The 22,011-nt window shown below is 61.7% G+C and carries 17 protein-coding genes, 1 tRNA gene and 1 pseudogene; 13 read left to right on the forward strand and 6 right to left on the reverse strand.

Going from position 1 to position 22,011, the window contains the following annotated elements:
- From KLP42_RS25620 to KLP42_RS25655, 8 genes are all read left to right on the forward strand, one after another.
- Positions 1-236 (forward strand): winged helix-turn-helix domain-containing protein (locus tag KLP42_RS25620; RefSeq protein ID WP_215570958.1); only part of this gene is annotated, 236 nt, incomplete at its 5' end.
- Between the two features lie 78 nt (positions 237-314).
- Positions 315-695, forward strand: a complete 381-nt coding sequence (locus tag KLP42_RS25625; RefSeq protein ID WP_252193274.1) for a hypothetical protein — start codon at positions 315-317, stop codon at positions 693-695.
- A 231-nt stretch (positions 696-926) separates the two neighbouring features.
- Positions 927-1,013, forward strand: a complete 87-nt coding sequence (kdpF, locus tag KLP42_RS27325; protein ID WP_143128006.1) for a K(+)-transporting ATPase subunit F — start codon at positions 927-929, stop codon at positions 1,011-1,013.
- Positions 1,014-1,031: 18 nt separating this feature from the next.
- Positions 1,032-2,741 (forward strand): potassium-transporting ATPase subunit KdpA, encoded by a 1,710-nt coding sequence (gene kdpA, locus KLP42_RS25635; protein ID WP_215570960.1) that lies wholly within the window; start codon positions 1,032-1,034, stop codon positions 2,739-2,741.
- Between the two features lie 12 nt (positions 2,742-2,753).
- Entirely contained in the window at positions 2,754-4,790 is a 2,037-nt protein-coding gene (gene kdpB, locus KLP42_RS25640) for a potassium-transporting ATPase subunit KdpB (RefSeq protein ID WP_215570969.1), read from the forward strand.
- Positions 4,791-4,792: 2 nt separating this feature from the next.
- The gene (kdpC, locus tag KLP42_RS25645; RefSeq protein WP_215570971.1) at positions 4,793-5,362 is read left to right on the forward strand and encodes a potassium-transporting ATPase subunit KdpC; all 570 of its coding nucleotides are present in this window, start codon (positions 4,793-4,795) and stop codon (positions 5,360-5,362) included.
- 25 nt (positions 5,363-5,387) lie between these two features.
- The gene (locus KLP42_RS25650) at positions 5,388-8,081 is read left to right on the forward strand and encodes an ATP-binding protein (protein ID WP_215570973.1); all 2,694 of its coding nucleotides are present in this window, start codon (positions 5,388-5,390) and stop codon (positions 8,079-8,081) included.
- Positions 8,081-8,770, forward strand: a complete 690-nt coding sequence (locus KLP42_RS25655) for a response regulator (RefSeq protein ID WP_215570975.1) — start codon at positions 8,081-8,083, stop codon at positions 8,768-8,770. Before KLP42_RS25650 ends, KLP42_RS25655 begins: the two co-directional genes overlap by 1 nt.
- Positions 8,771-9,278: 508 nt before the next feature.
- Here the strand turns inward: KLP42_RS25655 and KLP42_RS25660 are convergent.
- The 4 genes from KLP42_RS25660 to KLP42_RS25675 form a co-directional block, all read right to left on the reverse strand.
- A complete protein-coding gene (locus KLP42_RS25660) occupies positions 9,279-10,064 on the reverse strand; it encodes an FHA domain-containing protein (RefSeq protein WP_215570977.1) in 786 nt (261 codons plus the stop codon).
- Entirely contained in the window at positions 10,065-10,712 is a 648-nt protein-coding gene (locus KLP42_RS25665; protein WP_215570979.1) for a hypothetical protein, read from the reverse strand.
- A 103-nt stretch (positions 10,713-10,815) separates the two neighbouring features.
- Complete coding sequence (locus tag KLP42_RS25670; protein WP_215570981.1) at positions 10,816-12,435, reverse strand: peptidoglycan-binding domain-containing protein; 1,620 nt, start codon at positions 12,433-12,435, stop codon at positions 10,816-10,818.
- A gap of 22 nt (positions 12,436-12,457) precedes the next feature.
- Positions 12,458-14,164 carry an FHA domain-containing protein gene (locus KLP42_RS25675; RefSeq protein ID WP_353844938.1) on the reverse strand — a complete coding sequence of 569 codons (1,707 nt, stop codon included), beginning with the start codon at positions 14,162-14,164 and terminating at the stop codon, positions 12,458-12,460.
- A gap of 119 nt (positions 14,165-14,283) precedes the next feature.
- Here KLP42_RS25675 and KLP42_RS25680 point away from each other — a divergent pair, with 119 nt between their 5' ends.
- From KLP42_RS25680 to KLP42_RS25695, 4 genes are all read left to right on the forward strand, one after another.
- Positions 14,284-16,572, forward strand: coding sequence for a serine/threonine protein kinase (locus KLP42_RS25680; protein ID WP_215570993.1), 2,289 nt, complete (start codon positions 14,284-14,286; stop codon positions 16,570-16,572).
- Positions 16,573-16,710: 138 nt separating this feature from the next.
- A complete protein-coding gene (locus tag KLP42_RS25685; RefSeq protein WP_215571003.1) occupies positions 16,711-18,366 on the forward strand; it encodes an FHA domain-containing protein in 1,656 nt (551 codons plus the stop codon).
- Positions 18,367-18,411: 45 nt separating this feature from the next.
- The gene (locus KLP42_RS25690; RefSeq protein WP_215571005.1) at positions 18,412-18,951 is read left to right on the forward strand and encodes an FHA domain-containing protein; all 540 of its coding nucleotides are present in this window, start codon (positions 18,412-18,414) and stop codon (positions 18,949-18,951) included.
- 11 nt (positions 18,952-18,962) lie between these two features.
- On the forward strand, positions 18,963-19,760 hold the full coding sequence (locus KLP42_RS25695; protein ID WP_215571007.1) for a PP2C family protein-serine/threonine phosphatase: 798 nt from the start codon (positions 18,963-18,965) through the stop codon (positions 19,758-19,760).
- A 288-nt stretch (positions 19,761-20,048) separates the two neighbouring features.
- Here the strand turns inward: KLP42_RS25695 and KLP42_RS25700 are convergent.
- A pseudogene (locus KLP42_RS25700) lies at positions 20,049-20,396 on the reverse strand (ATP-binding protein); the annotation flags it as partial.
- Between the two features lie 257 nt (positions 20,397-20,653).
- Between KLP42_RS25700 and KLP42_RS25705 the strand changes: the two are divergent.
- Complete coding sequence (locus KLP42_RS25705; protein WP_252193276.1) at positions 20,654-21,928, forward strand: recombinase family protein; 1,275 nt, start codon at positions 20,654-20,656, stop codon at positions 21,926-21,928.
- Here KLP42_RS25705 and KLP42_RS25710 read toward each other — a convergent pair.
- Positions 21,885-21,961, reverse strand: a tRNA-Met gene (locus KLP42_RS25710). The two genes, KLP42_RS25705 and KLP42_RS25710, sit on opposite strands and share 44 nt — an antisense overlap.
- Positions 21,962-22,011: the final 50 nt, after the last annotated feature.

The raw sequence follows: 22,011 nt of genomic DNA on the forward strand, positions 1-22,011 counted from the left end.
GCCGCGAAGTGCGGCTCGGCCCGACGGAGTTCCGGCTGCTGGAATTCCTGATGGCCTCGCCCGGCCGCGTCTTCTCCCGCTCGCAGCTGCTCGACGGCGTCTGGGGCCACGACATCTACGTGGACGAACGCACCGTCGACGTGCATGTCGGGCGCCTGCGCAAGGCGCTCAACTTCTCCAACATGCAGGATGTCATCCGAACCGTCCGCGGCGCGGGTTATGCGATGGATTTCTGATCAGGCCGATCCGGTTCATCCCATGCGGCGGCGGGAACCAACCCGCCACCGTTCCGTTCGGTCGGAACGGAGACAGACATGGCCGACAAACCGCACGACACCGCCGAGGACAGTTCGGCCGATCCATCCGGCAGGAAGCAGAACCCGGCACAGGTCCGGGGCGATATCCAGCGCGGCCTGACAGGCGACAAACGGCCGGGCTTCGATCCAGCCATGGCGCCGCTCGAAACGGATTCGGAAGCCGGCGGCCATCCGCTCTCGCCACAGGAGGTGGATACGGCGCGCAAGACCCAGCGCAAGGGTCCGGCTCAGCACCAGCGCTCGCGCAATTTCGACGTGGCGATGATGATGAGCGACCCGGCCCTGCACAAGCGCCGCCCGAGCCTTCCCGCCCTTCTGCCACTGATCGTCGTCCTGCTGGTCGCCGCCGCGGTTCTGCTCGGCGTGCTGCTGCGGTAAGGCGGGATGCCGCGGGCCGTGAGCGGCCATCCTGACCCGTCCTTATCTTTTCCTTATGTCCCGCTGATATCTTCCCAATCGAAACCTGACGCGGTTCCCCCGTAAGTCTCCTGTGCAATCAACAGGAGAAACGGACATGTCCGACCTCATCTTTCTGGCGCTCGGCTGCGGCACGCTCGTCGTGCTCGCGGTCTATGCGCGCGCGCTCGACCGGCTGTGAGGGAGGCAAGCATGCTTGAACCCCTTTTCGGCCTCGCCGTCGCCCTCGCGCTCGGTGTCTATCTCGTCATCACCCTTCTGCGGCCCGAGCGCTTCTGATCCTCCAGGAGAATTCCCATGACCATCATCGGGTGGCTGCAGATCAGCCTCCTTTTCCTCGCGGTGCTCGTCGCCATCAAGCCTCTCGGGCTTTACATGGCGCGCGTCTTCTCCGGCGAGAAAACCTTCCTCTCCCCCGTGCTCGGTCCCGTCGAGCGCGGCATCTACAGACTGTCCGGCATCGATCCTGCGAAGGAACAGAGCTGGCTCGCCTATACGATCGCCATGCTCGCCTTCTCGCTGGTGGGCGTTGCCTCGCTCTATGCGATCCTGCGCCTGCAAGCCTACCTGCCGCTCAATCCGCAGGGTTTTCCGGCGGTCCCTTCGGATCTTGCCTTCAACACGGCCGTATCCTTCGTCACCAACACCAACTGGCAGAACTATGCCGGCGAGGCGACGATGAGCCATTTCAGCCAGATGGCGGGGCTGACCGTTCACAACTTCCTCTCGGCCGCCACCGGCATGGCGCTGGCCATTGCCTTCACCCGTGCGCTCGCCCGTTCGCGCGTGGCAACGCTCGGCAATTTCTGGGTCGACATGACGCGCGCGACGCTCTACGTGCTGCTGCCGCTTGCGGTCGTCGTCACGCTGATCTTCGTGGCCATGGGCCTGCCGCAAACGCTGGAGGCTTCCGCCACGGCCACCACGCTGGAAGGCGCACAGCAGGTCATCTCGCTCGGCCCCGTTGCCAGCCAGGAAGCCATCAAGCAGCTCGGCACCAATGGCGGCGGCTTCTTCAACGTCAACGCCGCCCATCCGTTCGAGAACCCGACCGCCTGGTCGGATCTGCTCAACATCTTCGCGATGCTGTCGATCTCGGCGGCCCTCGTCTATACGTTTGGCCAGATGGTCGGCAATCGCCGCCAGGGCTGGGCGCTGATCACCGCCATGGCTGTGCTGCTGATTGCCGGTGTCGCCGTCGTCTACTGGGCCGAAAGCCAGGGCAATCCGATCCTGACCACGCTCGGCCTCGACCCCTCCCAGGGCAATATGGAAGGCAAGGAAGTGCGCTTCGGCCAGTCGGCCACCGCGCTTTACGCGGCTGTGACCACCGGTCTTTCCGATGGCGGCGTCAACGGTATGCTGGGCTCCTTTACCGGTCTCGGCGGTCTCGTACCCATGTTCCTGATCCAGCTCGGCGAAGTTCTGCCCGGCGGTGTCGGCTCCGGCCTCTACGGCATTCTTGTCTTCGCACTGCTCTCCGTCTTCGTCGCCGGCCTGATGGTGGGACGTACGCCGGAATTCCTCGGCAAGAAGATCGAAAGCCGCGAGATGAAGTTCGCCATGCTCGCCGTCCTCATCCTGCCGCTGGTCATCCTCGGCTTCACGGCGATCTCCGCCATGCTTCCCGTTGCAGTCGCGGCCATCGGCACGCCGGGTCCCCACGGCCTGTCGGAAATCCTCTATGCCTATACCTCGGCGGTCGGCAACAACGGCTCTGCCTTCGGCGGTCTCTCCGGCAACACGCTCTGGTACAACACGACGCTCGGTATCGCGATGCTGCTTGGTCGCTTCGCCTATGTCGTGCCGGTCATGGCAATTGCCGGTTCGCTGGCTGCCAAGGTGAAGACGCCCGCCTCCGCCGGCACCTTCCCCACCGATGGCCCGCTGTTCGTCGGCCTGCTTGTCGGCATCATCATCATTCTCGGTGGCCTGCAATTCTTCCCCGCGCTGGCGCTCGGACCGATCGTCGAGCACTTCGCGATGCTGGCCGGCCAGACCTTCTGAGAAAGTTCAAACATGTCCAAGGACCTCAAGGCGCGAAGCCTCTTCGACCCCGCCATTCTCCTCCCCGCCGCACGCGACGCGGTGCTGAAACTCGATCCGCGCCAGCTGCTGCGCAATCCCGTGATTTTCGTCACCGAGGTCGTGGCAGCGGTGGTGACGATCTTCTTCCTGCGCGACCTCGTCACGCATCCGGCCGAAGCCGTCTTTTCCGGGCAGATCGCGATCTGGCTGTGGTTCACGGTGCTGTTTGCCACCTTCGCGGAAGCCGTGGCGGAAGGCCGCGGCCGCGCCCAGGCGGAAAGCCTGAAGAAGACCAAATCCGAACTCATCGCCCGCCGGCTTCTGCCGGACGGCCGCACCGATACCATCGCCGCCTCGCGGCTGAAGATCGGCGATATCGTGCTTGTCGCCGCCGGTGAACTGATCCCCGGCGATGGCGAGGTGATCGAAGGGGTTGCCTCCGTCAACGAAAGCGCCATTACCGGCGAATCCGCCCCGGTCATCCGCGAATCCGGCGGCGACCGTTCGGCGGTCACCGGCGGCACGCAGGTTCTGTCGGACGAGATCAAGGTGAGGATCACCGTTGCCCCCGGCTCGTCCTTCGTCGACCGCATGATCGCGCTGATCGAAGGCGCCCAGCGCCAGAAGACGCCGAACGAGATCGCGCTCTCGATCCTTTTGTCGGGCCTCACGCTGATCTTCCTGTTCGTGTGCGTGGCGATCTGGGGTCTCGCCGGCTATTCGGGCACGGTTCTTTCCATCACCGTTCTCGCTGCCCTGCTGGTGACCCTGATCCCCACCACGATCGGCGGCCTGCTCTCGGCAATCGGCATTGCCGGCATGGACCGCCTGGTGCGCTTCAACGTGATCGCCACCTCCGGCCGCGCCGTGGAGGCTGCCGGCGACGTGGACACGCTGCTGCTCGACAAGACCGGCACCATCACCTTCGGCAACCGAATGGCGAGCGACTTCCTGCCCGCACCGGGCGTCAGCGCCCACGATCTCGCCGAGGCCGCCCTGCTCGCAAGCCTGTCGGACGAAACGCCGGAGGGCCGCTCCGTCGTGGCGCTGGCCACCGGCGAATTCGGCATCGCCTCCACCCCCCGCAGCTTCGATGCCACGATTGCCTTCACCGCCGAAACGCGCCTGTCGGGCGTCGATCTCGGCACGCGCCGCCTGCGCAAGGGCGCCGTCGATGCGGTGTTGCGCTTTGCCGGCGTCAGCGACCAGGAGGTGCCGGCCGATTTCCGCCGCGCCGTCGACCAGATTGCCCGCACCGGCGGCACGCCGCTTGCGGTGGCAGATGGCAGCCGCCTGCTCGGCGTCATTCACCTGAAGGATGTCGTCAAGCCCGGCATCAAGGAACGCTTCGCGGCGCTGCGCGCCATGGGCATCCGCACCGTGATGGTGACCGGCGACAACCCCGTCACCGCGGCCGCCATCGCCTCCGAAGCCGGCGTGGATGATTACCTTGCCCAGGCAACGCCGGAAGACAAGCTCGCCTATATCCGCCGCGAACAGCAAGGCGGACGCCTGATCGCCATGTGCGGCGACGGCACCAACGATGCGCCGGCACTTGCCCAGGCCGATGTCGGCGTCGCCATGCAGACCGGCACCCAGGCCGCCCGCGAGGCCGCCAACATGGTGGACCTCGATTCGAGCCCGACCAAGCTCATCGAGATCGTCGAGATCGGCAAGCAGCTGCTGATGACGCGCGGCTCGCTCACCACCTTCTCGATCGCCAACGACGTCGCGAAATATTTCGCGATCATCCCGGCCCTGTTCGTCGCGACCTATCCGGCCCTCGACGCGCTGAACATCATGCGCCTTGCCTCGCCGCAATCGGCCATCCTGTCGGCGGTCATCTTCAACGCGCTGATCATCGTCGCGCTGATCCCGCTGGCGCTGCGCGGCGTCTCCTACAGTCCCGCCGGCGCCGCGGCCCTGCTGCGTCGCAACCTGCTGATCTACGGCCTCGGCGGTCTTGTTCTTCCCTTTGCCGGCATCAAGGTCATCGACCTCGCCGTTGCCGCGCTTCATCTGGTGTAACCATGCTCAACCATCTCCGACCCGCCATTACCCTGACGCTTGCCATGACCGTGATCACCGGGCTTGGCTATCCACTCGCCATGACAGGGATCGCCGAACGCCTGATGCCGGCTGAGGCGAAAGGCAGCCTGATCGAGCGCAACGGAACCGTGGTCGGCTCGGCCCTGATCGGCCAGACCTTCACCTCGGACCGCTATTTCTGGCCGCGCCCGTCTGCCACCAGCCCGGATGCCTATGCGGCCAACGCCTCCTCCGGCTCCAACCTCGGCCCGACCGCCGCAAAACTGAAGGATCGCGTCGCCGGCGACGTGGCCAGGCTCAGGGCCGCCGGTATCGAAGGCCCGCTGCCGGCCGATGCGGTCACCACCTCCGGCTCCGGCCTCGATCCGCACATCTCGCCGGCATTTGCCCGCGCGCAGGTGGCCCGCGTCGCCAGGGCCCGCGGCCTCTCGGAAGCGGACCTCGCCGGCCTGGTCGAGCGGCACACCGAACAGCGCTCTCTCGGCTTTGTCGGTGAACCGCGCGTAAACGTGCTAGAGCTTAATCTGGCGCTCGATGCGCTGAAAAGCTGAACCGGCGCGACATATGAGAGACTGAATGGCGGATGATGGCCGCAACCAGGGCCGCAGGCCCGATCCCGATGCATTGCTTGCCCTGGCGGACAAGGACCGCCGGGGCAAGCTCACTGTTTTCCTCGGCATGGCGCCCGGCGTCGGCAAGACCTATGCCATGCTGTCGCGCGCCCGCCGGCTGAAGGCGGATGGCGTCGACATCGTCGTCGGCCTCGTCGAAACGCATGGCCGCAGCGAGACCGCTGCCCTTCTCGAAGGGCTGGAGGTGCTGCCGCGCAGCCGGATGGCCCATCGCGGTCGCATGCTGGACGCCTTCGATCTCGATGGTGCGCTTGCCCGCCGCCCGAAGATCATCATCGTCGACGAACTGGCCTTCTCCAATCCGGAGGGCAGCCGGCATCCGAAGCGGCATCAGGACATTGCCGAACTGATCGAGGCCGGCATTAATGTGTGGACCGCTCTCAACATCCAGCATCTCGAAAGCCTCGCCGATCTGGTGGCGGACATCACCGGCGTCAGCGTGCGCGAACGCGTGCCGGACACCGTGCTGAGCCGCGCGGACGAGGTGCTGCTGGTCGATCTGCCGCCGAGCGAACTGCTGGAGCGGCTGAAGGAGGGCAAGGTCTATCTGCCGGACAATGCCGCCCGCGCCACCGACCGCTTCTTCCGGCTGGGCAACCTGACGGCGCTGCGCGAACTGGCGCTCCGCCGCACCGCCGACCGCGTCGACGACCAGATGGTCGATTATCTGCGCCAGAATGCCATCGAGGGGCCCTGGGCCGCGGGCGAGCGTCTTCTCGTCTGCGTCGGGCCCGACGAACTGTCGGAAAAGGTGGTGCGCGCCGCAAGCCGCCTTGCCTCCGGGCTGAATGCCGCCTGGATCGTCGTCTCCATCGAGCGGGCCGATCAGGCGACGGCCACCCGCGCCGGGCTGGAGCGGATCGACCAGATCTTCCATCTTGCCGAACAGCTGGGCGCCGAAACGCGCCATGTGATCGGCGCCGATTTCGTCGAGGAGATCCTGAAGCTCGCCCGGCGCGAACACGCAACCCAGATCGTCATCGGCGCGCGACCGCGCAGCCTCTGGCGACGCTTCGTCTCGCCCTCCCTGCCGGATGCGCTGGCGCGGCGGGCGGGCGGGCTAAGCCTGCATCTGGTGACGGCCGAAGGCGAAGCGGTCGCGGCAGGTCCGCGTCCGAAACCGCTGTCCTGGCGCTCCTCGCGCCTGCGCCGCGCCGCCTGGGTTGCCCCCGGTCTCGTCGCCGTCACTACCGGCATCGGCGTCGGCATCGACCGCCTCATGCATCTGCCGAACATCTCGCTGCTCTACCTGGTCGCGGTCCTGTGCGCGGCGGTCACCGGCGGCTATACGGCGGCCCTTCTGGCGGCAGCCCTTTCGGCGCTGGCCTACAATTTCTTCTTCATCGCGCCGCTCTACACCTTCACCATCGCCTCGCCGCACGAAGTGTTTGCGGTCCTGGCCTTCCTCGCCGTTGCGGTGATTGCCGGCGGCTTTGCCTCGCGCATCCAGCGCCAGTCGGAAACCGCGCAGGTGCGGGCCACCGCACTCCAGTCGCTCTACGAATTCTCCCGCAAGCTGGCGGGAACCGGAAAATCGGATGATGCGATCTGGGCGACCGTCTCGCAGCTGCAGGCCAGCCTGCGGCGCAACGTGGTGCTGATGGTGCCGGAAGCGGACGAACTGCGGCTGGCGGCCGCCTGGCCGCCGGATGCGGAACTTGACGTGACCGACATGGCCGCCGCCCGCTGGACCCACGGCAAGCGGGAAAAGGCCGGCCAGGGCACAGGCACTTTGCCGAACAGCCGCTTCGAATTCCGGCCGCTCCTCGGCCCGAACGGCGTGGTGGGCGTCTGCGGCGTGGAAACGGCAGGGGCGGTGCTCGACCTGCATGAAGAGCGCGTGCTCGCCGCAATTCTCGACCAGACGACGCTGGCGCTCGACCGTGCACGGCTGCTGAAGGAAAGCGTGGCGCAGGCGGCGCGGCTGGAGGGCGAACGCTATCGCGAGGCGCTGCTTTCCTCCCTCTCGCACGACCTGAAGACACCGCTTGCCACCATTACCGGCGCGGTGACGAGCCTCAGGGAACTCGGCGGGCGCATGGATGCCGAAAGCCGCGACGACCTGCTGCAATCGATCGAGGAGGAAGGCAGCCGCCTCAACCGCTTCGTTGCCAACCTGCTAGACATGACCCGCGTCGAGGCGGGCACGCTGAAGCCGAGCCAAGACTGGGTGGACGTGGCCGACGTGGTGCAGTCCGCCGTGGAGCGGATCCGCAGGCAGGCGCCGGGCCATGCGATCGAAACCGGCATTGCCGCAGACCTGCCGCTGATCGAGGCGGATGGCGTACTGCTTGGCCAGGTGCTGTTCAACCTGCTCGACAATGCCGTCAAATATGGCGGCGACAGCCCCGTTCACGTCTATGCCCGCCGCGACGGGCAGGCCGTGCTGATCTCGGTGACCGATCTCGGCCGCGGGATTCCGTCGGAGGATCTGGAACGGATCTTCGAAAAGTTCTATCGACGCACCAAGGGCGATGGACGCGCGCCGGGCACCGGCCTTGGCCTGTCGATCGCACGCGGTTTCGTGGAGGCGATGAACGGCACCATTCACGCGGAAAGCCCGGCCATCCGCAAGAAGGGCACCCGGATCGTCATCCGCCTGCCGCTGCCGGATGAGACGAGACGCAAGGAAGAGTGATGACGCTGCCACGTATCCTGGTTGTCGATGACGAACCGCAGATCCAGCGCTTCCTGAAGCCGGCGCTTTCGGCGGCGGGCTATGAGGTAATCGAGGCGGCGACCGGCGCACAGGCGCTGAAGGCCTTGGCCACCCAGGCGCCGGATCTCGTGATCCTCGATCTCGGCCTGCCCGACATGGACGGCAAGGAGGTCATTGCCAGCCTGCGCGGCTGGAGCCAGGTGCCGGTGCTGATTCTCTCTGCCCGCGACCGCGAAAGCGAGAAGATCGCAGCGCTGGACCTCGGCGCCGACGACTACGTGGAAAAGCCCTTCGGCATCGGCGAACTCACCGCCCGCATCCGCACGGCACTGCGCCACCGCGCCCGCAGCGAGGCCGTGCCGTCGCTGATCGAGACGGACGGGCTTTGCATCGACCCTGTGCGCCGGCTGGTGACACGGAACGGCGAGACGCTGCACCTGACGCCGAAGGAATACGACCTCCTCCTGCTTCTCGCCCGCCATGCCGGCCGGGTGGTGACACACCGCACGCTGCTCACCTCCGTCTGGGGCCTGGCCCACGGCGAGGACCTGCATTACCTGCGCGTCTTCATCGGCCAGCTTCGGCAAAAGATCGAGCGCGACGCGACGCGTCCGCAGATTGTTCGGACGGAGCCGGGTGTCGGCTATCGGCTGTGGGTGGATGGATGAGGTGCCGGGCAGGTTTCGCGGGCGAGACACCGCCACCACCCGTCCAGCCCCGGGCAGGCATCGCGTTCGTGGAGGCACTGGCATCATGGGCCTGTCTCTGCTCCGTCGTCATGCCCCATATGCTGCCGTCAGCTTCCCGGCAAACGCAACGACAACCACCATACAAGGCTGGCGGCCCTGATGACACCAGAGATCATTGACCGACCTTATGCAACTGGAGAGAGTTTAGCTTGCAGCCAGGAACGCGCCGCCGTCGGACCGGAAGGTCCGGTAAGGACTGTCTATGATGTCCGGAAGTCAGAAAGCGACAGGCGACAAGGGTGGAGATTACGAACCTCCCCACGGAGGTCGTTACAATCCTCGACGGATACTCGCACAGCAGTGCTCTGCCTCTTACGCTCCCCGAAGATCCGTTTCCCGGCCATCCACACACGCCTTGATAATGATCTTTGGGACAAAACCGCCGTATTATTGTTCTGTCTGCATCGCGTGACATGGTTCCATGTGCTCAGGGAGAGAGTGAGATCGTCGTGTCGCCGATCTGGATCTGGGAGGACGGGGGAACGGTCTGGAACGTCTCGTTCCCGATTCTCATGCCGTTGAGATAGGTTCCGTTGCTGGATGGCGTGCCGCGGTCGGGGCCGTCGGCGATCGACAGATATCCGTTACGCATCAACAGTCGACAATGCCTCGCGGAAACCTTGCCGTCCCGCTCAAGCACGATGTTCGCCCACCCCGCTACTCGGCCAATGTTCATCTGGGGCGACTGGATCGAGAAGGAATTCCCCTTGTGGGGCCCCGCGGTCACAACGAGACGTCTTGCAGGGCTTGGGGCGGATGGTGCGGCAGGTTTTGCTGCAACCGAGGCGGCCATCGATCCGAAGGGTTGTGCTCTTGCGCTCGAGCGTCCGGCGATGTCGGATTTGAATACGATTCTCTCCGACTTGTTGTGTCGTGGCAAATGGCGGAAATGAACGGGAGCCCGGATGAAGCTCAGCAAAGCGCCCGCAAAACGCGTTATACGAACACCAAGCGATAGGGTTCGGCGGGGATCAGGATCGGACAACGAGATTCCGCAACACAGTCGGCCGATCGATCGCCCGAACAAAAAAATCTCGACAATCAGTGCATGCGCGAGGACGACGGCCGGAAGCAGCGACGCCGCAAGAGGGCTGATGCCCCCGTGGAAAAAGACCTCCTTCAGCGACAACCAGAAGAAGAAACACACAAGCATGTCGACGCAAAGGGCGGCAAATGAGAGTTTCGCGAGGGCGCTTTCCTGGAGATCATCCATCTACTTGGCCCCAGCGAGATTGTTGATGAATGTCACCAGCGTGATGGCCGTAGCCGAAAACGCAAACAATGCCAGCGCGTGAGCACGTCTCTCGATGACGGGCATGCTCGTTTCGTGGGTCAGCCGAAACCTGACCCTTGCGGTTAGAACGGAAAGGGCAATGCAAACGGTTGTGATCGCAACCGTGGTAATCAGGGGAAAATCGCGTCCGACCGGCACATTCCCCGGCCTGAGGGATGAAATTGTCCAGGCGCTGAGGAGAAAGCCGAAGAACGTCGCAATAACCAGTGCGAAAAACTTGCGCCCCTCCTGAGCCGATCGCGTAAGCCACACGACGAAAGACGACCACGTCCAGCCGATACAGCCACCGATCAGGAGGCAGGTTACAAGCCGCATTGGAACAGAACTCGTCATGACGGTCACGAGCCATGAAAACAAAGTGGAGATCAGCCCATCGGAAGCCTGATGACGGGTGTTATCGCCATCGCGCGCACGCCCCGTAAGCGTCTCAACGAGGGGGATCATCGTCGCAGAAAACGCGAGAAGGCCGCCCATTGCCTGCAGTGGGGTTGCTTCGAACCTGCCCCACAACTCCCGAATTTCGTCTAGGACGTTACGAGGCACCAGCGTAAACTTCCACCTCGCCATCTCTATTCTCCAGCGCTTGACCAAGTGCGCCAATACGCTTGATCGTGCAAAATTCATGTTGCGACCTGAGCAATCGTACTTCGCCTCCGGTCCGCCTGACCGATCAGCACTTGAGAGTTGCGGATCCACCCGGTTCATTCAATCTGACTTCGCACTGCCCGGAGAGGCTGGCGATCTCAAAGGAACCCTCCCGGACGAAGGAGCCCCAGCTCTTCTTTTTCTCGTCATGCGTGACGACCACGTACTTGTAGTCATATCTACCCTGGACACAGGGGCCCGTGAAATAGGCGGTCGAATCACCGTTATCGACCATCACAGTGCCCTCCGGCGGCACAATATTGTAGTGATTGATGGGGTTGTCGCCACTGGGGAACTCAAAGGACACGTAGATGTCACTGCCGCATGCCTGTGGCGTACGGCTGACTTGCTCCTTGTTCGAGGAGGCACCCTGAGTTGCTGGGACGGGTTCTAACTTGGCGGTTTCAACCGGTAGCGATACATCGGGTGACTGTGTCTGCCCCGTCTCTGCGACGGTGATCGTTTGCGATGGAGCAATATCCCGTTCGGTCAGCTTGCCAAGCAGAACGATCCGCTGTTCCACGTCGGATTTCCACGCAGCGGCCTCTTGAGCGGTCTTGAAGCTATCAAGCGTATTCAGCGTGACGGCACTGCCGCTGGCGCTATCGGTCATGACGACCTGCATCCACAGATCGGAAAGGGCGTGCGGCTGGATAGCAATTGTTTCAACCCCGCCCCTCAGAACGGTGGTTCCGGACGCAGCAGCGGTATCGTTGACCGTGATCTCAAGTACACCGTCTGAGAGCAGCCGAACGTCCTTGACCATCGACGCCTTTCCGGCCTTTACAACATCATCGGAAAACAGCCCGATTTGAGACTCTGCCAGCTTGAACTCCTTGAGGGTCGGCGCGGGTGTCGAGGGTGTGGGCGCCGAGGGGGTGGACGACGGAGGAACGGCGGACAGGCCGGACGCAGGCGCGTCCACGGACAGGCTTGCCTTTGCGAGGTCGAACTGGGGAGCGAAGCCCTGCTCTCTCGCCTTGAGGAACAATGTCCGTCGCTGTTCGGCGGTAAGCTTTTCGGTCGGCTCCTCATCTATCGACTTCTGGAACTTTGCCACAGCCTTGCGGCTACCGGCCCCGAAGCTACCGTCGATCTTCTGCGTGTAAAAGCCAAGCTGTGCAAGTGCTCCCTGGAGGTCCTTCGCATCATTGCGGATCCGGATTTCCGCTTCGCTCCTCTGAGCATCGCTCACCTTCGCGCCGGGCCGCACGAGCACGCGCTGCTGGTTGCAGTTAATGCAGCCGGCCCAGGCCTGCTCTCGACCGTATTTCTGCTCCATCTCCTGACGGAACAGGATCGGTGCCGCCGCCATGATCGTCCCGATGACGATGGGTCCGGTCTTGCCTTCCATCAGCCCCCCGGCGGCAAGCCCAACGCCTAGCATGCCGACGCCCTGCATGAACATTTCGCCGACGTCGTTGGCGGGATCGTTCTTCTTTTTCTTCTTCTGCTGTCCCTGCTTGTTGCCACTTCCCGCAGCACCAAGTCCCTGCAGCAGTTTGCCAGCCAAACCATCCAGCCCCTGCGCTCGAACGGTTGGCGGCACCCAGGCGCCATGATGGCTGTAGTCCGGCAAGGGCGAGACGCTGACCAGTCCTCCCAGCAGCATTGCAGCCCCAGATTTAAAACGCAATCCGATCATTTCGATCTCCTCGACTCTTCCGTCACGAGATGCGCGAAATCGAAACGGACAGTTCGCCGAATTGCAGACGCTGACCGGGAGCAACACCGACAGGCTCCCTTCCCAGTCGGCGACCTTCGACGAAAGTTCCGTTTGACGATGAATTATCCCTCAAGGTGAGTTGGCCATCCGAGGAAAGCATGAAGCAGGCGTGCCTGCGGGAAACGGAAGGGTGGTCGAGGACAATTTCGCTCTGCGATGTCCGGCCAATCTCAATGGCCTTGTGCCCAGACAAGACAAACTCCTGGCGCAGCACCCTTCCACCGCCGTCGAAGCCGGAGATTACCCAGGTTCCCTGCCCGGAGGAGCCGCTGAATGCCCTCACCGTGCCCAGTTCGACCGTGAAGGCGGCCTCGCCCAAAACGAGACCGGATCCGTCGAGCAATGGTCGCGATTGCGACCCGGAGGCAACAACGCCGTCGACGATGCTTCCGTTCCGGGAATCCAGATCGCTAAGAACGAGATAGCCATCGGGATGCCGCCGAACGATCGCATGTCGGCGGGAAAGCGAGGGCTCGTCGATCGTGAGGTCGGATTCACGGCTGCTTCGACCAATCGTCAGACCGACGCTGTCGATTTTCTCTGCAAACTGCCGGCATGTGTAACGTGCTCCGTCGCTTTGCCGCACAAGGGCGAAGGTCGGAAGAATGTCATCCGCATGCGCCGCAGCTTGCCTGATCTCGGTGCCAGACGCACCGGCCTCCGGAGCCCCGAGCACGGCTGCCGGCCGCCTGCGGAACTGCGAAGGCTTCGCCAGAGTGCCAGCGGCCGCAAAGCAGGCCAGCGACAAAAGCGAGGACAGCCCAACAGGCCACAGTTCGTCGACTTCGATGCCGGCGTAGCATCGACCGGACGAGATGGCAGCGTCTGTTTTCTCTTCAGCCAGCGCTCTGAGAACTTCACGGATATGAACGGACGATTCCAGAGAGCCAGGCGTCTGAAATTCGATGCGCCCGGCGCCCTCTATCATGGCCTTCATCTGTCCAAGTTCAATCTTTGCAGTCTGGCTCAGTGTGTTGACTCCGATCACCCGCTGACAATCGTCAAGCAGAGGGCCTCCGCTGTTGCCCGGATTGACGTTGGCAGAGTGTTGGATCATGGCCCTGTCGGATGTCTGAACCTGTCTCTGCACAGTGCCGGTGGAGACAGTCGCATCCGTTATGGCACTCAACGGCAGCGTGCTGGCTGTGGATGCCTCCGCGAGATCATCGGCGGCGCCCGGATAACCGATGGCCTGCACATTGTCTCTCTTGTGAAGCTGAGCTTCCGAAATGTCGGCCAGCTTGAGTGCGGCACCTGGCAGGTCCTCGCGGCTCGAAAGCAGGGCGATGTCCATGATTGCATCCTGCCAGATCACCCGCATGCCGATCTTGCGGACGCTCTCTCCCTGTCGCGTTAGAACGTAAAGTTGGCGAGCTCCATACAGGACGTGGTAATTGGTCACAACTATCCCGGGCTCCGCCACCTTGAAGCCGGTTCCCAAGCCGCGATCGGTCACCACTCTGTAGACGCCACTCTCGACTTCCCTTTCACCCAGGGCAACAACAAGCAAGATCACGGACATGACTGCAAGAAGAAGGCCGGCGACGAGCAGCAGACTCGATCGTTTCCCAGTCGTCCTACCCCTGAATACCCACGTCAAAGGCCGCCCCTTTTCCCATATATTCACATCACAAGATATTTCTTCCATTTTTATATGTCGTCATTGTAAAAAATGAACGATACAACTCAACTAAAAAATTTCATTCAGCCTTGCCTTTTTTGCATTTATCACGCCAATAAATCAATTTGTTTTGGACAGGTGGACATATGGAGCACAAAAATACACTGGCATTGAATACCTGTCTGCGCCAATACCTAATCAAGAAAGTCATCGGCCAGGGCGGCTTTGGCATTACATACCGTGCGCTCGACACCGAGCTCCATCGACAGGTTGCCATCAAGGAATGCTATCCTCGTGACTTCGTGTTGCGCGATGGGGCAACCGTCGTGTCAGCTTCGCCGGACACGAAGGCGGATTACGACTGGGCGATCGAAAAATTCGTCCAGGAAGCCACGACGCTTGCGCGATTTCGCCATCCGGGGATCGTCCAGGTCCTGCAGATCATCAAAGGCGAAAACAATACCGCCTACATGGTTCTCGAATATGTAGATGGCCAGACCCTGGAAGAATGGCTGAAAACCACACAAACCGCCCCTTCAGAAGAAAGGATCATTTCCCTGGTCCGGAACATACTCGATGTTCTGGACGTCATACACAAAGAAAACGTCGTTCATCTCGACATCGCGCCGGACAACATCAAGATACGTGAAAACGGTGAGGCCGTTCTTCTTGACTTCGGTGCCGCGCGCCTCACAACCGGGCAGCACAGCAAAACTTTGAACCTGCTGATCAAGGATGGCTATTCAGCCATCGAACAATATTACGAAGAGGGACGGCGCGGCCCCTGGACGGACATTTATGCATTTGCAGCAACGCTTTACCGATGCATATCCGGCAAGCGCCCTGTCGCTGCCATGGCGCGGTTCGATGCCATCAACAACAATGAGCCCGATCCCTTGCCGATCCTGGAGGTGCAAGGTTATTCGCCGTCTTTCCTGCAGGCCGTGATGGCGGGGCTCGCGCCAAACGCGAAGAACCGGCCACGCTCCGTCGCGGAATGGCGCGCAATGTTCGACGCTGTCTCGAGCCAGGCGCAGCAGCCGACCGCCGCTCCTGTGCAACAGACGACCAGTCGCATCACAGAGCAACAACAAAAGAGCAACGGAAAAGGCAAGAGGCGCCGCACCACAGTCATGATTGGCGGTTGTTTGATTGCTCTGCCGATGGTGGCTGGCCTTGGGGCATGGATGAACGGGCTCATTCGGGTGGCGGCTGAGGAAAAGGCATGGAATGACGCCGTTACGTTCGATGTCGAAACGGCCTACCGTGATTTCAGGCTGCAATACCCCGATAGCCAGCATGACGAAGAGGCGGAACGCGCTCTTACCCGCCTGACCACATCCTGGCGCACAGAGCTGGGCGATGGCCGCATCGGCGAGCCCTACGGCGTGGCCTCCTTCGGTGACGGCCTGCTGGTCGCGGGATACCTCGACAGTGACACCCATCTCAAGCGACAGGCCGCGGTCTTCAGATTGTCACGCGGTGGCAGAGTGCTGTGGCAATCCGAATTTGGACAAGCGGATTTGGAAGTCTTCCGCGCCGTCACGGCACTCGATGACGATGGCCTGGTCGTTGCGGGCGACGTCGTTCCCGACGGCGGAGGGGCGCCCGATGGGTTGGTCGTGCGATACACAGCCAGTGGAGAGGTGACGTGGTCTCGCCGTTTCGGCGGGCCTGGCCGTGACCAGTTGCTCTCGATCCGCCAATTGAGTTCCGGCAACTTGGTGGCGGTCGGGACCAAGATGAAGAACGCCGACAGTACACCGCTTGGATGGCTTCTGACATTGACACCCAGGGGCGAAATGATTGAGGAGAAGACCTTCGACCCGCCCGGCGGTGGAACCTTCACGGCAATGGCGGAGACGGCTGGCGGCGGTCTGGTGCTTGCTGGGCAACAGAGCCCCCAAGGCGATGGTGAAGCCGACTTCTGGATCGTCAGGCTCGATCGCGATGGCAACGAAGTCTTCAATCGCAAGTCTGGCGGTCAGGGACGCGACCAGATCAATGCTGCAACCACCGGCAGCGACGGAGAGATCGTCTTGGCGGGCGAAACGGGAAGTTTCGGAGCCGGCACTCAAAGCGCGATCCTCCTGCGTCTCACAGCAGACAACAAGATACCGCCCAAGGGGTTCCCCCACCAGGGCAGCAAGCGTGCATTGCTGGCGATCACGGCGGGAACAGATGCCTCCGTGGTGGCGGTGGGCAGCAGTGCATCCGGCAGCGATCCGGCGCAGGGGTGGATCATGCAGCTCTCCTCCGATCTTCGCGTCGTCAAGGGCGAGAAAACGCTGGGCGGCGGCCCCCTGTCCGGCGTCGCCACGCTGCAGGATGGTACGTTCGCGGTGGTGGGCAGAGCTTCGTCCGAAACTGACACCACACCCCGAATCCGTGTTGAACGATTGACCGAGGCGGATCTTGGCGAGCCGGGGCTGTAATCATAACAACTGATCCCTTATAAAATTCTTGGCTGACGTTTTTATTCGATCGATCGCGGTGAACACCGCGACACAAAAATATCTTGATGTATCTGACCACTACCCTCGAATTTTTTGTTTCTCAAAGAGATTTCGTGCATGCCGCCAGTAACCTCTGCGGCACAAAAATTCTCTCAAAGTTTGAATCTGCGTCCATACATGGCGAAAATTGAGCCCTTTACACGCTTTCATGCGAACTCTAGAGTTATTTGGAATATGGGGGGTTATTTTCTGGGGGTCACTTGTTTCATGAAATTTATTACGGCTTTTGTTGCCGCAACGCTTTTATTGGCCGGCGTTGGCTTTGGTGCTGACACAGTCGTCTACTCGCAATGCGGCCTGACCGGCGATGGAGAGAGCCGACGAATCGGTTGTGACTTCCGGTTGTCGCAGCCCATCGACGTGAAAAGTGCCGCCATCTCCGCGAACGGAGCGGATCTTGCGGACCTCGCATACACATCATTCGAGAGCGGTGACGGAAAGGCTGCCTGGTTTTTCCTTATCGATCGGTCGAACCCGGCCCGCGCGGAGTCGGTGAAGCGGAGCGTGGACCTCGTCAAGCGACTGTATGAACAGGCAAATGCGCGTAACATCATGGCGATCGGCACCTTCGCTGAAGATCTGCGCGTTGTCGTCTCCCCCGGAGACCCGTACGCAGACATCGAAAGCCGCATGCAGCCGATAAAGGCTGACGGCGCTGCGACCGCATTCTTCTTCACCGCGATCAAGGCGATCGACATCCTCGAGAAAGTCGAGGCCCAGCGCCGCGCCCTGGTCATCATTTCGGATGGCAAGGCTGAAGATACCGCCTACAGCAGGGACGATGTGGTTCGACGCGCCCGAGAGGCGGGCGTGGTGATCTACGGGATAGGACTTGCGGAAAAGGCGTCCGACAGCGTGTTTCTCCAGGCGGTCGAACGCTTGGCCTCCGAGACGGGGGGGCCTTTCGTGTCGACCGTCGGCAAGGAAGCCGTTTCATCCGATTTTGTCGCGAATTTTCGGCGCTTTTTGACAAGTGGAGGTTCTCTTTCCGCACCGGCTGCAGGGCTGAGTGGAGAAGTTGCGTTCACGCCGCGCCTGTCGCTCATGGATGGCGCTGTTGTGCAGGCGCCCGCCACCTCCCTGTACCTTCCTCCGCTGGCCGCATCGCCGCCACCTGTAGAAGAGGTCGCTGCGCAACAACCCCTGCCGCTGATCGCAAGGATATATGCGTTTTTCGATTCTACCGTTCCGGGCACATCGGTCTGGGCCAAGGAAAATCCGAACCTCGCCTGGACTTTGCTCGTCATGCCGGTTCCGACTGCTGCAGCGGTGCTCCTGGCTGCATGGCGAAGGACGACATCTTCCGCGTCTTTGCCTTCCCGAGAGAGCGTCCCCCGGCAAGAACTTCTGCCTGAAGATAACCCTCCAGTGACACAGAGACTTGTCATGGACGACGTCCATACGACTCTACGCCCTGTTTCAAAGACGTTCGGTTACTTCGAAGTTCTGGATGGAGAACCGCAGCGGTTCGATATTCGAGAGCAAAATGTGACCATCGGCCGCCATTCCGAAAGCGACTTCCGGCTCGAAAACGATTCAGTGCATCGCCACCACGCGATCTTTCATATTTCACCGGACAAGCGTCCCGTCATCACGGATCTGGACACGGTCAACGGCGTTCTGGTGAACGGGAAACGGGTGGCAAAATCTGAACTGCAGTCCGGAGATGTCATCGCATTCGGCGATGTCCGCGTCCGCTTTGTCGGCGCATGAGAAGGCACGCACATGGATCCGCGCAAGGAGTGAGAGGTAATGCACATGAGCGACGATGAACGTACCCGCGTTGTCAGACCTTCAGTGATGGAACCGGGCTCAGATGCTGTCACGAGGGCAGCCGGTCGTAGCGCAACAGCAACGCATCGGCCCCATCTTGAGGGCGATGCGCCAGCCACTCGACTTGCGAGGAGCGCGTCTCCCCATCGTGCCGAGAACAACGTCGTGCATGATCTCGTCGCAGGTTGGCTGGTGGTTGTTGCCGGCCCGGGCCGTGGTTGTGCCAGAGAAATCTATTTCGGAATGAACAGCCTCGGCCGCGCAGACAACCAGCGGATCTCGCTCAATTTTGGCGATGAGACCATATCGCGTGAAAGCCATGCATTTGTGGTCTTCGATGACATGCAGCAGGATTTCTACATTCAGCACGGCGGAAAATCCAATCTCGTTCGGCTGAACGGAAAACCTGTTCTGGCCCCGATGGAACTCGCAAAAGGAGACATGATCGATGTCGGCTCTACGCGCTTGATGTTCGTCCCACTTTGCTCCGAAACCTTCAACTGGTCGGACACCGAACTAGCGTGACGAGGTCTGGCTTGACGTGGAAGATTGCGGTCGCGCAAGACATCGGTGCGCGAGAGCAGCAAGAGGATTATTGCGAATTCCACATTCGCAATGACGTATGTCTATGTATCCTTGCCGACGGCATGGGTGGCCATGCATCCGGAGAGATCGCCGCCAGCCTCGCGGTAAAAAGCTTCGTAGCAGCGCTTGACGATGTGGCAGAACATTTGGCGGACGGCTTCATCAATGCCCTCGATGCGGCGAACTCGGCAATCGCGCAGCATGTGAGGAACAGGCCCCACGATGACGGGATGGGCTGCACCCTGGTGGGTGTTGAACTGGAGGGGGCCCACGTTCGATGGATCAGCGTGGGCGATTCAAGGCTGCTTCATTTTTCGTCGCGAGGACTGGAACAGTTGAATGCCGATCATTCGATGGCCGCTAGTCTTGAGGCTGCTGCTCGCAACGGGATCATGTCGGTTGATGAAGCGCGCAGCAGTTCGTCACGCCACGTTTTGCTCTCTGCCGTAACCGGAGAACGCATTGCCAAGGTGGATTTCAACCGCCGCGGCCGACCAGTGGACCCCGGTGATGTCATCGTTCTGTCGAGCGACGGTCTCGATACGCTCGATGCCGATTCCATTACCGCGGCCATCATGAAAGCACCCCGTTCTGACAGCGAAGCCATCTGCAGCAACTTGATGCATGAGGTGGCGTCACGACAGCGCACCCGCCAGGACAACACCACTGTCCTGGTAGCCTGTCTGGTATCGCAAGATCCGATTCTGGATCATGATTGTGTCACGACCCGACCGACACGGACGGCGTGATTCTCACGTGAATGCGTGCCGACGTGTTTCTGAGTGACGTGAAAAGCCGCGCAAACACCCGGTACAGTCTGCGAATAGGTGGGGTGCTGGTTAGATGTTTGATCCCGGGCTTTGATGGTGCATTCTTCACGAACGAGTGGAAGGAAGCGCTTGTCAATCGGCGCGGAAAGTTGACCCCATATCGGCGTCCAATGTTGACCCCCATGTTGACGATCAGCACCTGGATCGCCCGGCGCTGGCCGGGGTTGCAGAGGGCGAACCAGGTGCGGGTGATGGGGCACTTCGGCTTTAGCTTTGAGAGCGGTTTTTGAAGCGCCAGGACTCGTTGCCAGTTTCGACGATCTCGCAGTGATGGGTGAGCCTGTCGAGTAGCGCGGTGGTCATCTTGGTGTCGCCGAAGACAGTTGGCCATTCGCCGAATGCCAGGTTGGTGGTGACGATGATCGAGGTGCGCTCGTAAAGCCGACTGATCAGGTGGAATAGAAGCTGGCCGCCGGCCTGGGCGAAGGGCAGATATCCGAGCTCGTCGAGGATGATGAAGTCGAGACGATTGAGATAATCGGCCGTCCGGCCTTGCTTGCCGCTGCGCGTCTCTGTCTCCAGCCGGTTGACCAGATCGACGACATTGAAGAAGCGCCGGCACGCCGGTCACCGATCTTGAGATGGCGCTGAGAGCAGCCCTCAGCCATGAGCTGGTCGAGCAGATCCGCTACCGCACCCGCGAAGGCATGAAGATGGCTGTAAAGAAGGGCAAGGCATCGACCTGCCTCGCTTACGGCTACAAGCTGTCGCAGCAGCGTGATGCCAACGGTGACCGGATCCGGGGTCTGCGGGATGTCGATCCGGTCAAGGCGGAGATTGTTCGTCGCATCTATCAGCTCTATGCCGACGGGATGTCTCCGCGCGACATCGCGCACCTCCTCAACAATGAAGGCGTCCCCGGCCCGCGCGGCCGCAAGTGGCGCGATACGGCGATCCGCGGCCATGTCCGCCGTGGCAGCGGCATTCTCAACAACGAGAGCTATATCGGCCGCATCGTCTGGAACAGGCGCCAGTACCGCAAGAACCCGGAGACCGAACGACGAACCGCCCGTGCCAACGACGCCACCGAGTGGGTATTCAAGGAAGTCCCGGAGATGCGCATCGTATCGGAAGAGTTGTGGCAGCGCGTCAAGGATCGGCAGAGCCAAGTGGGCGAACTGTTCGATTTCGGGCAGAGCAACCGGCTCAATGCGACGCACCGGCCGGAATATCTTTTGAGCGGCATGCTGGAATGCGCGGAATGCGGCGGTCCTTACGCCATCTCCGGCAAGGATCGTTATAGCTGCACCAACCGCAAGAAGCGCCTGCCGATCGACGACCTCGGCGGCGCCTGCTGCGGCAACAGCAAGACAATCACTCGCCATGAACTCGAAGAGCGCGTCCTCAACTGCATTCCGGCCGCCTTCTACTCGCTCGACATTTTTGACCGGATTTCGCAGAAGATGGTTGCTCACGAGGTGAGCAAGCTGGAGAGCGCTCCCTCCCGGAAGAACCAGTTGACCGCCGAGCTTGCGACCATCAAGTCGCAGCAGGCAAGCCTGATGCAGCAGATCCAGGACCGGCATGCCGAAGGCCGGCCGCGTCTTGCGATCCTCGACGACCACCTGGATGAGCTGGAAGTCAATCGTGAGAGGCTGGTCATGGAACTTTCCGCGGCCGAAGAACCCGCCGCGGAGGATTTTCAGGAGAAGATTGCCAGGCTGAAGGCGCAGTTCAATGCGGCCAATACCGAGATCGCCATCCGCAAGCTGCTGTTCCTTGCCCGCAACAACGCCGACGATCAGGCCAAGCGCCGGCTGATGCCGATCGTGCGCGACCTCGTCCAGACGGTCGTGATCGGCAAGACACCGGGCCACCAGCCGGCAAGCCTGCAGGTGCATGGCGACATTGCCAATATTATGGCCTCGATGGATGTGATCGACATCATGCAGCAGCAGTTCGTCGCCGCCGCCCAGAACGATCTGATGGCCCGCATTGCGTCGGGTGAGATCGACACGGAGCACAAAAAGAAAAAGCTCCTCGAGGCTTACGCCGAGGAGCTTTTGCGCAAATATCCCGAATGGGAGAATTTGCAAATATCGGTGGTTGCGGGGGCAGGATTTGAACCTGCGGCCTTCAGGTTATGAGCCTGACGAGCTACCGGGCTGCTCCACCCCGCGTTATTTTCGACCGGGTTAGTGCCCGGGAGCGATGTCAGGCGTAGCCTGAT

This window comes from Rhizobium sp. CSW-27, from assembly GCF_018760785.1.
Lineage (GTDB): Bacteria > Pseudomonadota > Alphaproteobacteria > Rhizobiales > Rhizobiaceae > Neorhizobium.

Coding starts and splice junctions, on each gene's coding strand:
- KLP42_RS25680 (WP_215570993.1), top strand. CDS start 14,284: ATGGAGCACAAAAATACACTGGCATTGAATACCTGTCTGCGCCAATAC.
- kdpC (WP_215570971.1), top strand. CDS start 4,793: ATGCTCAACCATCTCCGACCCGCCATTACCCTGACGCTTGCCATGACC.
- KLP42_RS25685 (WP_215571003.1), top strand. CDS start 16,711: ATGCCGCCAGTAACCTCTGCGGCACAAAAATTCTCTCAAAGTTTGAAT.
- KLP42_RS25660 (WP_215570977.1), bottom strand. CDS start 10,064: ATGGATGATCTCCAGGAAAGCGCCCTCGCGAAACTCTCATTTGCCGCC.
- KLP42_RS25670 (WP_215570981.1), bottom strand. CDS start 12,435: ATGATCGGATTGCGTTTTAAATCTGGGGCTGCAATGCTGCTGGGAGGA.
- kdpA (WP_215570960.1), top strand. CDS start 1,032: ATGACCATCATCGGGTGGCTGCAGATCAGCCTCCTTTTCCTCGCGGTG.
- KLP42_RS25625 (WP_252193274.1), top strand. CDS start 315: ATGGCCGACAAACCGCACGACACCGCCGAGGACAGTTCGGCCGATCCA.
- KLP42_RS25675 (WP_353844938.1), bottom strand. CDS start 14,164: ATGGAAGAAATATCTTGTGATGTGAATATATGGGAAAAGGGGCGGCCT.
- kdpF (WP_143128006.1), top strand. CDS start 927: ATGCTTGAACCCCTTTTCGGCCTCGCCGTCGCCCTCGCGCTCGGTGTC.
- KLP42_RS25650 (WP_215570973.1), top strand. CDS start 5,388: ATGGCGGATGATGGCCGCAACCAGGGCCGCAGGCCCGATCCCGATGCA.
- KLP42_RS25655 (WP_215570975.1), top strand. CDS start 8,081: ATGACGCTGCCACGTATCCTGGTTGTCGATGACGAACCGCAGATCCAG.
- KLP42_RS25705 (WP_252193276.1), top strand. CDS start 20,654: ATGTCTCCGCGCGACATCGCGCACCTCCTCAACAATGAAGGCGTCCCC.
- KLP42_RS25690 (WP_215571005.1), top strand. CDS start 18,412: ATGAGCGACGATGAACGTACCCGCGTTGTCAGACCTTCAGTGATGGAA.
- kdpB (WP_215570969.1), top strand. CDS start 2,754: ATGTCCAAGGACCTCAAGGCGCGAAGCCTCTTCGACCCCGCCATTCTC.
- KLP42_RS25665 (WP_215570979.1), bottom strand. CDS start 10,712: ATGGCGAGGTGGAAGTTTACGCTGGTGCCTCGTAACGTCCTAGACGAA.